Origin of the sequence: Cryobacterium sp. TMT2-4 (assembly GCF_004402575.1) — a bacterium.
Taxonomy (GTDB): domain Bacteria; phylum Actinomycetota; class Actinomycetes; order Actinomycetales; family Microbacteriaceae; genus Cryobacterium; species Cryobacterium sandaracinum.
Genome location: NZ_SOGE01000029.1, coordinates 1 through 12,462, shown reverse-complemented (window position 1 = coordinate 12,462; position 12,462 = coordinate 1). Strand labels below are relative to the sequence as shown.

At 69.7% G+C, this 12,462-nt stretch carries 10 protein-coding genes; 9 read left to right on the top strand and 1 reads right to left on the bottom strand.

The annotated features are described in order from the left end of the window. The first annotated feature begins 5 nt into the window (after positions 1-5). The 6 genes from E3O54_RS08495 to E3O54_RS08470 all read left to right on the top strand — a co-directional run bounded on the left by E3O54_RS08495 (position 6) and on the right by E3O54_RS08470 (position 6,329). A complete protein-coding gene (locus E3O54_RS08495; RefSeq protein ID WP_134342430.1) occupies positions 6-761 on the top strand; it encodes a metalloregulator ArsR/SmtB family transcription factor in 756 nt (251 codons plus the stop codon). Between the two features lie 136 nt (positions 762-897). Continuing rightward, the gene (gene pnuC, locus E3O54_RS08490) at positions 898-1,581 is read left to right on the top strand and encodes a nicotinamide riboside transporter PnuC (RefSeq protein WP_134342431.1); all 684 of its coding nucleotides are present in this window, start codon (positions 898-900) and stop codon (positions 1,579-1,581) included. Between the two features lie 81 nt (positions 1,582-1,662). Beyond that, entirely contained in the window at positions 1,663-3,675 is a 2,013-nt protein-coding gene (locus tag E3O54_RS08485; RefSeq protein ID WP_134401406.1) for a thioredoxin domain-containing protein, read from the top strand. 52 nt (positions 3,676-3,727) lie between these two features. After that, entirely contained in the window at positions 3,728-4,102 is a 375-nt protein-coding gene (locus E3O54_RS08480; RefSeq protein WP_104099553.1) for a DUF488 domain-containing protein, read from the top strand. Positions 4,103-4,245: 143 nt separating this feature from the next. Continuing rightward, positions 4,246-4,449 (top strand): DUF1761 domain-containing protein, encoded by a 204-nt coding sequence (locus E3O54_RS16895; RefSeq protein WP_134342433.1) that lies wholly within the window; start codon positions 4,246-4,248, stop codon positions 4,447-4,449. A gap of 149 nt (positions 4,450-4,598) precedes the next feature. Further along, positions 4,599-6,329, top strand: a complete 1,731-nt coding sequence (locus E3O54_RS08470) for a stealth family protein (protein ID WP_104099552.1) — start codon at positions 4,599-4,601, stop codon at positions 6,327-6,329. Here the strand turns inward: E3O54_RS08470 and E3O54_RS08465 are convergent. Continuing rightward, positions 6,259-7,197, bottom strand: a complete 939-nt coding sequence (locus E3O54_RS08465) for a phosphodiesterase (protein WP_174720204.1) — start codon at positions 7,195-7,197, stop codon at positions 6,259-6,261. The two genes, E3O54_RS08470 and E3O54_RS08465, sit on opposite strands and share 71 nt — an antisense overlap. Before the next feature lie 283 nt (positions 7,198-7,480). Here E3O54_RS08465 and E3O54_RS08460 point away from each other — a divergent pair, with 283 nt between their 5' ends. The 3 genes from E3O54_RS08460 to E3O54_RS08445 are packed head-to-tail and all read left to right on the top strand — an operon-like array spanning position 7,481 to position 11,851. Next, a complete protein-coding gene (locus tag E3O54_RS08460) occupies positions 7,481-8,332 on the top strand; it encodes a phosphatase PAP2 family protein (protein WP_134342434.1) in 852 nt (283 codons plus the stop codon). Between the two features lie 55 nt (positions 8,333-8,387). Continuing rightward, a complete protein-coding gene (locus E3O54_RS08455; RefSeq protein ID WP_233191158.1) occupies positions 8,388-9,641 on the top strand; it encodes a type III polyketide synthase in 1,254 nt (417 codons plus the stop codon). Positions 9,642-9,661: 20 nt separating this feature from the next. Beyond that, complete coding sequence (locus tag E3O54_RS08445; protein ID WP_370247599.1) at positions 9,662-11,851, top strand: FAD-dependent monooxygenase; 2,190 nt, start codon at positions 9,662-9,664, stop codon at positions 11,849-11,851. Positions 11,852-12,462 lie beyond the last annotated feature (611 nt).

Below are 12,462 nucleotides of genomic sequence, written 5' to 3'. Positions count from 1 at the left end.
AAAGAATGATCAACGACGAAGGGACGGGGGACCGGCACGCCGCCCTTGCCTCCGACGCGCGCCGCCAGGTGCTCGACCTCCTGATGGGATCGGCCACCCCGCTCGACGCCGCCGCGGTCGCGGCGCGCATCGGACTGCACGTGACGACCGCCCGGTTCCATCTCGATCAGCTCGAGAACGCCGACCTGATCCGGCGCGCCGTCGGGCGCGCGGGGACGCGTGGCCGCCCGCGAATCCTCTTCACCGCTGGACCCGCCGCCCGGGAAGGCGGCGCCCAGCACGATCTGAGCCGGGTGCTGGCCACCGCGCTCGCCGAGGACGCCGACAGCGGGCGGGCCCGGGCAATCCGCGCCGGTGAGACCTGGGCCGAGAGCTACGCCGACGAGCTGCGGGGGAGCGCCGCGGAGGGCATCGCGCCGCTGCTGAGTATCCTCGACCGGCTCGGCTTCGATCCGGAGCTGGTTTCGGCGGTGGAGCCGGCTCCGGCTTCGGAAGCCGAGTCCGCGGCGGACGACGGTGCCTCCGACGGTGTCGCCGACGTTGCCGCCCCGCTGATCACCCTGCTGGCCTGCCCGTTTCGCGCCGATGCGCGGGACGCCCCCGACGTCATCTGCTCGGTGCACCTGGGCCTCGTGCGCGGGGTCGCCCGCGAGCTCGGCCACGACCCGGACCAGGTCGGGCTGCGCCCGTTCGTGGGTCCCGAGCTGTGCCATTTGCACCTCGGAAGCGAGTGGGCCGAGCCGAGCCCGCCGGCCGGGTGAGCGCGCAGCCCGACGACGTGAACTGACGCGCTCCGCCTCGCGCGGTCTCGTTCCGCCCTGCCGCCACCGGGAATAACAGCCCGGGAGGAGGGTTAGGTTGGGGAGGGCGGGAACCGCCCGGCGAGGAAGATGACGGATGAACCCGATCGAGTGGCTTTTCGACGCACAGCTGCAGATCGGAACCCAGACCATTCTTTGGCGCGAGATCATCGGCAACGCCTTCGGCATCCTGAGCGCCGTCGGCGGGATGCGCCGTAAGGTGTGGGCCTGGCCGATCGGAATCGCGGGCAACGTGCTGCTGTTCACGGTGTTCCTCGGCGCCGTGTTCGGCACGCCCAACCCGGTCAATCTGCTCGGCCAGGCCGGACGGCAGATCATGTTCATCGTCGTGTCGATCTTCGGCTGGGTCCAGTGGTCCACCCATCGTCGGGGGAGCGCGCAGGCTGCCGTGGCCCCGCACTGGGCCGGTGCTCGCGCGCGCATCCTGCTCGGATTCGGGCTCGTCGCGGGCACTCTGGTGCTCACGCCGGTCTTCCGTGCGCTCGGCTCGTTCGAGCCCGTCTGGGCCGATGCCTGGATCTTCACCGGCTCGTTGCTGGCCACGTACGGCATGGCGAAGGGCTGGACCGAGTTCTGGCTGATCTGGGTGGCGGTCGACATCGTCGGGGTGCCGTTGCTGCTCAGCGCCGGCTACTACGCCTCGGCCATCCTCTACATCTTCTACGGCGCGTTCACCCTCGCCGGCTTCTTCGTCTGGATGAGCGTGCAGCGCCGCGCCCGCAGGGCCCTCGCGGTCGACCTGGTGGCCGCCCGGCTCTGACCGGCCCTGACCTGCTCCGCTCAGGTTCGTTGAGGAAATACGCAGGGAGCGTCGGGCCGGGGACAGCGGCACAATGGAGGCATGTCCAATCACCTCGCCGACGCAATCAGCCCCTATCTGCGCTCGCACGCCGACAATCCCGTTGCCTGGTTCGGCTGGGGTTCGGAGGCTTTCGTGGAGGCTCGGCTGCGGGATCTGCCCGTGCTCGTCTCGATCGGCTACTCGACCTGCCACTGGTGCCACGTCATGGCCCGGGAGAGCTTTAGCGACCCGGAGCTCGCCGATTACCTGAACCGGCACTTCGTGAGCATCAAGGTCGACCGGGAGGAGCATCCCGAGGTCGACGCCAGCTACCTCGCCGCGGCCAGCGCCTTCGTGGGCGGGCTCGGCTGGCCGCTCAACGTGTTCGTCACCCCCGACGGGCAGGCTTTCTACGCCGGCACCTACTTTCCGCCGCTGCCGTTGCCGGGGCATCCGTCGTTCCGGCAGGTGCTTGAAGCGGTGACGGATGCCTGGACGAACCGCCGCGCCGAGGTCACCGCGAGCGCGTCCCTCGTCGCCGAGACGCTCGCGGCCGCCGCCGCACGACAGGGTGCCGGCGGAGCGCTGCCCGGCCCCGCCGCGCTCGACCGGGTCCAGGCCGAACTCGTGGGCCTGGAAGACCCCCGCTTCGGCGGATTCGGCGGCGCGCCCAAGTTTCCCGTAGCGCCGGTGCTGGGGTTTCTGCTCGGCCGGCCGGGTGTCGTGGGACAGGTCCCGGAAGCGCAGGCCCTCGCCCTGCGCACCCTGAAGCGCATGGGTGCCTCGCCCCTGCGCGACCCGGTGGAGGGCGGTTTCTTCCGCTACGCCGTGAACCGGGACTGGAGCGACCCGCACTACGAGCGGATGCTCTACGACAACGCGCAGCTGCTCGACCTCTACACCCAGGCCTGGCAGCTCACCGGCGAGAAATGGGCGCAGACGGTCGCGGAGGGTGTCGCCGGGTTCCTCACGACCGTGCTGCGCCTGCCCGGCGGCGGGTTCGCCAGCGCCCAGGACTCCGAGAGCACCGTTGCCGGTCGCCGCGTCGAGGGCTTGTACTACACCCTGGACGAGGACGCCCGGCGGCAGGAGGAGCCGCCCGCGCTCGATGAAAAGGTGCTCACCGGCTGGAACGGCCTTGCCATCAGAGCCCTGGCCCGCGCCGGGTTCGCCCTCGCCGATCCCGACCTCACGACGGCGGCCGCGAGGGCCGCCGACCACCTGCTCACGCGTCACCTGCGCCGGGACGGCAGCCTCGTGCGGGCCTCCATCGCGGGGCGCACGTCTGCCGCTCAGGCCACCCTGGAGGACTTCGGGATGTGTGCACAGGGTCTCCTCGAGCTTGCTCTGGCCACGGGCGAGGTGCGCTATGCCACGGCCGCGCGCCGGCTCATCGACGGCACGCTGGGGGGAACGGATGCCAAAACGGTACCGTCCGCCACCGACATCCCCGGCTCCGGCACTCCCGGCACCAATGCCCCCACCGACGCCGCCGGCACGGCCGGCACGGCCGGAACTGTCGCCGGCGGGATGCCGTTTCGCGCTCCCGACGGGCCCGACCCGTTGCTTGCCGCGCAGGGACTCGCCCTGGACGTCGACCCGTCGGAGGGGGCCTACCCGTCCGGGATCACGGCGACCGCAGAGGCGGCGAACCTGCTCTACCTGCTGACCGCCGACGACCGCTATCGCGCGGCCGCCGTTGCCGCGATGGCGGCCCTCGCCGAGCGCGCACTCGAACGCCCGCTCGCCTTCGGGGCGGCCCTGCGACTGTCCGGCATTCTGACCGGCCCCGTGGAACAACTCGTGGTGGTCGGGGCGGACGTGGTCGGGCCGGGGGCAGGGCCGGACGCGGCCGCCCCCGAGCAACCCGCCGCACTGCTCGACGCGGTGCGCCGACGCGGGAGCGGGCTCGTCGCATCCGTCACCGAGGTTCAGGCGCAGGCCTTCGCCGACGCCGGCTTCGAACTGTTCCGCGGCCGGGTCGCACACCAGGGTCTGCCGACGGCCTACCTCTGCCGTGACTTCGTCTGCCGCCTGCCCGTCACCGATCCCGCCGACCTGCCGATGGCCTGACCCGGACGGAGGCTGGTCGGCCCGGTGGCCGCGCCGGGAACAGAATGGACAGATGGGCATACAGATCAAGCGGGTCTACGACGAACTTTCCGCGAGCGACGGGACCCGGGTGCTGGTCGACCGGCTGTGGCCGCGCGGAGTCTCGAAGGAGGAAGCCCGGCTCGACGCCTGGCTGAAGCAGATCGCGCCCAGCCCGGAGCTGCGCCGGTGGTGGAACCACGACCGGGCACTTCTGGATGAGTTCGCGGTGCGCTACCGGGCCGAACTCGACACCGCACCCGAGACGACGGCGGCCGTGCAGGAACTCCGCACGCTCATCGCCCGCGACGAGGAGAAGCAGACGACAACCACGCTGGTCTACGGCGCTCGGGACCCGATGGTGAACCACGCCAGGATCCTGGCCGAGTATGTGATTGACAGGGCCTGACCCGTTCGCCTGACCCGATACCTGAGCGGAAATCGCGCCGGCCGTCGGGCCTCCGAAGTAACTACAAGCCGGTAACCTCAAGCCGGCAACCTCACGCCAGCCGACCTCATCGGTCTGCGCCGACGACCGAACGGACTCCGGCGATGGTTCCCGAAATCACCATCGGGGCCGTACTCCTGGCCACCGCGTCCAGCATGGTCGTCGGCGCGATCGGGTACTCGCAGCTGGCGTTCGGTACCTCCTGGATGACAGCCGTCGGCCACGACGAGGAAAGCCTGCGCACGGGTTCGACCGCGATCACCGGGCGGTCCCGTCACCGCGGCGAGCGGGGGACGCAGAAGACGTAGAATAACAACGGCGCCACCGCGTTCCGCCGGCTGCTTCGCTCCGGTCTCTGAACCGGTCGTTGCTGTCCGGCATCAACGGACGCACTCTCCCCGGCACTGCGTGTGGTTGCCTCGTGAATGAGTGTTCCCAATTCTTCTCGAGGAGGACCATGGCCACGTTCGATCGCCCGGAAACCGAGCGTCGCTCCTCGAACGAACCGGCAGACAACCTGCCCGTGCTGACGCTGAGCCAGGAACCCGAGCTCGTGCTGCTCTCACCCGACCCGCGCACCCGCCGTTTCGACCGTGATGACGTGGTCGTGCGCAAGGGCGAGATCAACTTGATCAACGGTCACTTCACCCCCCACGAGTCGATGGTCAAGGACCTCCTCGCGGTCCGCGACGCGCTCGAACGGGCCGGCATCGACTTCCTGCTCGTGCGCGGCGACGGGGACCGCCCGGTGATCGCGGTCGACCGCAAACGCCGCAAGAACCTCACCCGCATCCTTGCGGAGGCTTTCGCGAACGAGCCCTTCTACGCTAAGCCCCTCGACGGGAATCTGACCCCGGCCCTGCTCCTGGCGGACGGCGCCCTGACGACGCTGCGCAAGTCATCCGTCTTCCGGGTCTACCGACCGCGCATCGAGCCGATCGGCCGCCTGCGCTACGGCGCCGAAACGGCCTTCCAGTTCGAGCTCTGGCACTTCGGCGACGATGAGATCGTCGCGCCCGTCGAGAACTCGCTGATGCGGGCACGTCTGCCGCGTTCGGAGGCCCGCGAGACCACGATCGACCTCTTCGGGCGCACCTGGCGCACCCTGCAACACATGTTCGACGACCTGGCCAGCGACGTCAGTTTCGACATCGACATGGTCTTCTCCTGGGTCGACGGCTCGTCCAGTGATTTCCAGCGTGAACGGGCCAAGCGCATGCAGGCCTATGTCGTCGGAGACGGCGACGATTCGGATGCCCGTTTCCGCCAGATCGACGAGCTCAAGTACGCCCTCCGCAGCGTCTACATGTTCGCGCCCTGGGTGCGCCGCATCTTCATCGCCACGGATTCGCCGGCCCCGGTGTGGCTGGCCGAGCACCCGCGCGTGACCATCATGCGCAGCGAGGATTTCTTCCCCGACCTGAGTGTTCTGCCCACGCACAACTCGCACGCCGTGGAGAGTCAGCTGCACCGCATCCCCGGACTGGCCGAGCATTTCCTCTATTCCAACGACGACATGTTCTTCGGCCGCCCTGTCGGACCGGAGCTGTTCTTCTCTCCGGGCGGCGTGACCAAGTTCATCGAGGCATCCACCCGGATCGGCCTCGGCGAGAACAACACCAGCCGCAGCGGGTTCGAGAACGGCGCCCGGGTCAACCGCGCCCTGCTGCGCGATCGGTTCGGCAAGGTCACCACGCGGCACCTCGAGCACACGGCGGCGCCGCTCCGCAGGAGTGTGATGCAGGAACTCGAAGCGGAGTTCCCCGGCGATTTCGCCCGCACTGCGGCCAGCCAGTTCCGCTCAGCGACTGATATCTCGGTCACGAACTCGCTGTACCACTACTACGCGCTGATGACCGGGCGGGCGGTCGAGCAGACCCAGGCGCGCTCACTGTACATCGAAACCACGCTGAAGCTGGCACTGCGTCAGATGAACGCCCTGCGCAAGCGCCGCGACCAGGACATGTTCTGCCTGAACGACGGAAGCAACCCGGAGATCTCCGACGAGGTTCGCCGCGCGGCCGTGACCGACTTCCTCGAACGTTACTTCCCGATAGTCGCCCCGTGGGAACGCGAGAACCAGCTCGTTCCCGGCCAGGCCGGGCACACGCCGCCGTCTAGTGCAGAACCGGGATCGGTGTGGTCATCGGGGGTTCGCGGAACGTTGGCAGAGTACCCGCGGGCATGATCCGGATGTTGTCGCCGGCGAGCCGTCGCGCACTTTCCGTCGCGTCGACGTAGTCCAGCGCCGGGTAGTCACCCAGCGGAACGACCGAGTGCAGTATCGTGTCAGCGAACACATGCACGAGGTTGAAGGTGCGTGCCCCGTCGCGGCCCCGCGTGCCGCCGACCGGAACATTCAGGTCCTGGGTGTAGCAGGTGGCCGACGCCACCGACACCGGAATGCCCGCGAACGTCGCGGTCGAGGAGTAGTGCAGGTGCCCGGCGAGGATGCTGCGCACATCCGAGCCGCGCAACACCTGTGCAAGACGGGCCTGGCCGCGCAACTCGACCGACACGGCCAGGTCGAGCACGCTCGGCACGGGCGGGTGGTGCATGGCCAGAATGGTGCCGTCCGGCGCCGGAACGCTCAGCTGGCCGGCCAGCCAGCGCAATTGGTCGTCGGTCACGGCGCCGTGGTGGTGGCCGGGAACGGAGGTGTCGAGCGTGATCAGGCGCAGGCCGCCGATGTAGTCGACGTGGTCGATCGGCTCGGTGGTCGCCGGCTCGTTCAGCAGCGTGCTGCGGAACGCCGCCCGATCGTCGTGGTTGCCCATCACCCAGAAGACGCGGGCACCGAGCCGCGCCGCGGCCGGCTCGACGATTAGTTGAGCGGCCCGGTAGGCATCCGGTTCGCCCTTGTCGGCCAGGTCACCCGTGATGATGATGGCGTCGGGTCGGCCGGAGGAGGCTTCGACCTCCGCGAACAGCTGCGCGAGATGGGCGGTGCTGTCGACCTGGTCGTACAGGCGCCCGCCGTTCGCAAGCAGGTGGGTGTCGCTGAGGTGGAGTAGAAAATGATCCGGCTTGGGGTATTCGGCCGTTCGAATGTTCACGGAGCATCCATTCGTTGGGGCTAAGAGCTCTTCGAAGAGTTGGCTGACTCTACTCTGATTATTTGAGCAGCATGAGCTGAACCTTAGGTGAATGCCAGGCGAACACGGTGAAGAACCCGGGTGTTTCGCCTCCGGGCCCGTCGTCACCGCGAGATCAGGACGTGGTCTCCTTCGTACCCTCTTGCGCCTGCAACGGCTGCTCGGCCGAGGTGGCTCACCGAGGGATGGGTCAGGCCCGAGGTCCGAACGGAGTCAACCGCGCCGCCGCGTGCGAAGCTAGAGCGTGCGCACCTCTTCGTCGATCAGCCCCGTTCGCTACCTGGTGGGGGCGTTCGTCGCAATCATCCTGTTCGCCGGGCTCTACCTCTACTTCGTGCGCACCCTCTCCGGCCAGACCATGGACCAGCTCGCCTTCGACGGCGCGGAGTTCGGACGCCGCAGCGTCACCCCGCTCGCGCAGGAGCTGCTGGATGCCGTTCCGCTGGTCTCCGTCATCGCCGGACTGCTGCTCACCGGGGTCGTGACCGTCGTTCGGCGCAACGGCCGGACCCTGATCGTGGCCTGCGGGGTAGCGCTGGCCGCCGTGTTGAGCACTCAGCTGCTGAAGATCATGCTCCTGACCCGGCCGGACCTCGGGGTGGAGGGCTACGACGGCAACTCGTTCCCCTCGGGACATACAACGGTGGCGGCGGCATCCGCTCTCGCCGTTTTCCTGGTCGCGAGTCCCCGCACGCGCGGCCTCGCCGCCCTCGGCGGTTCCGGCTTCGCCATCCTGGCCGGGGTCGCCACGCTGGCGAACGGCTGGCATCGGCCCAGCGATGTCATCGCGGCTCTGCTCGTCGTGGCGGTCTGGGGTTGCGTGGCCGGCCTGGTGCTGACCCGCGGCCCGTGGTCGATGGGCGGTGCACCGCGCGGCGGGACGAACGCCCGCCCGCCCAGAGTCGACCGCCTGCAGCTGCGCATCCTGATCCCGTTCGCCGCGGTCGCGGTCGCCGCGTTCCTGGTCACGTACTTCCGTGCGTTCGGCGATACCCCGGGAACCCTCATCGCGTACATCGGCGGCGTCACCGCGATCGTTGCCGCGGGGCTCGGGATCGGGTTCACGGGCATCCGTTTGTTCGCCCCACTGCCCTGATCTGACGGCATTTACGGGGGTGTGCCGGGCCGTGCCCACGTGTAACACTTGGGCTATGCCCGTCACTCTTAGAGCGCTCCAGACCGTGGTCCCCCCGACAGTACTGATTCAGGATCAGGTGCGCGACATCTTCGCCGCCCAGCCGGGACTCAGCCGCCTGGCCCAGCGCCTGGTGACCGCGTCGTTCAACCTGTCCGGGATCGACACCCGGCACACCGTCATTGACGAGCTCACTCTCGACAAGGCGTCGTCCGATCCCCAGTTCTTCGACGCCGCCACGCAGGAGCTGCTCAAGCCGAGCACCCGGGTGCGCAACGAGCTCTACATCGTGGAGGCGACGAAGCTGTTCGTCGAGGCCGGGCGACGGGCCCTCGAGGCGTGCCCCGGCATCGAGGCCTCGGACATCACGCATGTGGTTACCGTGTCGTGCACCGGGTTCTACGCGCCGGGACCCGACTACATGCTCGTGCGCGAGCTGGGCCTGAACCCCGCGACCCAGCGCTACCACCTCGGCTTCATGGGCTGCTACGCGTCGATGCCCGCCCTGCGCACGGCGAAGCAGTTCGTCGACGCCGACCCGAACGCCGTCGTGCTCGTCGTCAGCGCCGAGCTCTGTTCGCTGCACCTGCGCACCTCGGACGACCCGGACACGATCGTCGCCTCCTCGCTGTTCTCGGATGGAGCTGCGGCTGGGATCGTCAGCTCCCGCGCCCCCGCGGCGGGCGAGAACGCCCTCAACCTCGACCTGTTCGAGACCGTGATCACGCCCATCGGCGAGGGGGACATGGCCTGGAAGATCGGCGACGAAGGGTTCGAGATGATCCTCAGCACCTACGTGCCGCACATCATCGACCAGCACATCGAGGGGGCGCTGGCACCCCTCTTCGCGCGGGACGTCGCGCTCAGCGCAGTGTTGGCGCCGGCGCTTGTGCCTTCTAGGGTGCCGTCGCTCCTGCCTGCCGGGGTGCCGGAGGGTGTCTCGGCCGGGTCGGTCGCAACCCTGGTCGCACCGGTTGACGTCGCGCCGGTCACCACACCGGCCACCGCGATCGCGCACTGGGCGATCCATCCGGGCGGGCGCAGCATCCTGGACAAGACCGAGGCGAAGCTCGGGCTGAGCGAGGCGCAGCTCGTGCCCTCGCGGGAGACTCTCCGCACCTACGGCAACATGAGCAGCGCGACGATCCTGTTCGTGCTCAAGGCCATCCTCGACTCCCCGGCCACGGATGACGGCGAGCGGGTCTGCGCGATGGCGTTCGGCCCGGGGCTCACGGTCGAATCCGGGCTGATGACCGTCACCGCCGGGTAGCGGAAGTGGGCATCCCGTCGATGCATTTCCCTTCGGCGCGCCGATCGTCGCGGAGTCGTCCCTTCCTCGGCGTCTCGTCGCTGGGCGTTCCGTCGCTGCGCCGGCGCGCGAGTGACGCCGTCGAGCTCATGGACGACCCCGACTGCGACCCCGTCAAACTCGCCAGCACCTACGCGAACTTCCGGTTTGTGAACGGCGTGGTGTCGGGGTGGCGCGGGATGTACCGCCGCGATATCCGGCCATTGCTGTCGAGCACTCGGGAGAGCACCCTGCTCGACGTCGGCTGCGGCGGCGGCGACGTGGCGCGGGCGCTGGCCCGCTGGGCCGCCCGGGACGGCCTGCGCCTGCGCATCACGGCCGTTGACCCGGATGCCCGCGCGCACGCCTACGCGATGAGTCTGCCCCCACTGCCCGGACTGACTTTTCGGCGGGCGCTCAGTTCCGATCTCGTCGCAGAAAGGCGCCGGTTCGACGTCGTCGTCTCCAACCATGTGCTGCACCACCTCACCGGCGAACAGCTCGGCGGACTGCTCGCCGACTCGGAACGGCTCGCCGCGCACCGGGTGCTGCACGCCGACATCGAACGCAGCCGGTTCGCGTACCTCGGCTTCGGGCTCGGCACCTGGCCGCTCTTTCGCCGGTCGTTCATCCGCGACGACGGGCTCACCTCCATTCGCCGCAGTTTTACGGCGGCCGAGCTGCGCGAGGTGGTGCCGCCCGGGTGGCAGGTGACGCGGGAACATCCGTCGCGCCTCGTGCTGCGCCGGGTGGTGCCGACCGGACCGGCGTCTGCCGGGCTCGCGTCGGCTGTGTCGGCGTCGGCTGTGTCGTCGGCTGTATCGGCGTCGGCTGGGTCGGTTCTTGCTGAGACGGTGCCGGCGAGCGTGTCCTTTCCGGTCAAAAGTGACCGGCGCAACGGGCACTCTCGACCGGAAAGGGAACCTGAACGCGTGCACGTGCACGAGCGGGGGCAGGCGAACGACAGCGGGGCACGGGTTCGGGACGTGATCGTGGTCGGCGGGGGACCGGTGGGCATCCTGCTCGCTGGACTGCTGGCGGTGCGCGGTGTCGACGTGGAGGTGGTCGAGCAGCGAGCCAAGCCGTCGCTGCGATCCCGGGCCATCGGCATCCACCCGCCGTCGTTGCGGGCTCTGGAGCAACTGGGCGTGGCAGAAGAGGTGCTCGCCCGGGCGGTGCGCATCCGCGGCGGTGTGGTGCGCTCGGACGGGCGCACGCTGGGCCGACTGGCGTTCACCGAAACCGTCGGCCGGATGCAGAGCGTGATCTCTCTGCCGCAGTTCGAGACCGAGGCCGTGCTGCGCGCGCGCTTCGCCGAACTCGCGCCCGGCCGGCTGCGCGGCGGCGTAACGGTGACCGGGGTGTCCGAGCGCGGTGGTCGGGTCGCGGTCGAGACGGCTAAGACAGTCGAGACGGCGAAGCCAGGCGGGACTCACGGGACGGTCGAGGGGATCGGGACGGGCGGGACGGGCGAGGGGGGCGTGTCTGCTGGCGAAACTCTCGAGGCTCGCTACGTGGTCGCCGCCGACGGCGCCCGCAGTCTCGTGCGCGACCTACTCGGCATCCGCTGCACCGCGCGCACCGGCGGCGAGACGTATCTGATGAGCGACTACCCCGACACGGGGGAGCATCTCGGGGAGGCCGTGCTCTTCTTCGAGCGGGGTGGTGTGGTCGAGTCGTTCCCGTTGCCGGGAGGCCGACGCCGCTGGGTGGCCATGACCCCGACCCTGCAGGCCGATGCGACGTCCGACGACCTGGCTGCGCTCATCCGTGCCCGCACCGGCACGCAGCTGCCTCCGACGACCGCGGAGGCCAGCGCCTTCTCGGTGCAGCAGCGCCTCGCCACGAGACTTGTAGCGGGACGGGTCGTGCTCATCGGCGACGCGGCGCACCAGATCAGCCCGATCGGCGGGCAGGGCATGAACCTCGGGTGGCTCGACGCGCTGCAACTGGCCCCGGCGCTGGAGCGGGCGCTGCGGGATCCGGAGGCCGCTTCAGGCGTGCTCGGGGATTACGACCGCCGCCGCCGGCGCAGCGCTCGGATGGCCGCCCGGCAGGCCGACTTCAACATGGCGATGGGCGGACCCGTGCAGGGGCTTCGCCTGCGCGCGCGGAACGGCCTCGTGCGCGCCCTCGCGGCGCCGCCCGCCAGCGCCGTGCTCGCCCGCGCCTTCACCATGCGCTGGCTGTAGCTCGCCGCCGCCGGCGCGCCCGCTCGACTCGATCGGCCCGGTGCGCTGGGGCTAACTCAGGAGAAACGTGCGGATGGTGTGGCCGACTCGCAGAACTCCGCGTAAACATGCGGAAATTTGCGGGGGCTCGGCCGCCACTCGCCGGAATCTCCTGAGTTGGCCACGACGTATGCGCGGCGGCTGCTGCTGCCCGATTCGGGGTGCAGGTCGGTCCGTGCGCACAACTCCTCCAATTCGGCGGAGCTGCGGCACGGATGCCCGGGACGCTTGGGCGGTTCCGGGCACTCACCGGAATTGGCAGGAGTTATGCGCCGGGGCGATGGATGACCCGGGCCGGCCGGGTGGTGCGGGCTGGGCGGGGCTGGCCCGGTCGGGCAGGTCGTTGGGGCTAACTCAGGAGAAACGAGCGCACGGTGCGGTCGGCCCGCAGAATCATGCGAAACTTCGCGGGGCTGGGACCGCTGCTCGTGGAATCTCCTGAATTAGCCACGGAATGGAAGGCTCAGCTGGGTGTGCACGGTGAGATGGGTCGGCCGACGGGCCGCGGCGAGCCGGGCCGGGCCGCGACTAGCCGACGCGGGCCGGGCCGCGGCTAGCCGGCGCGGGCCGGC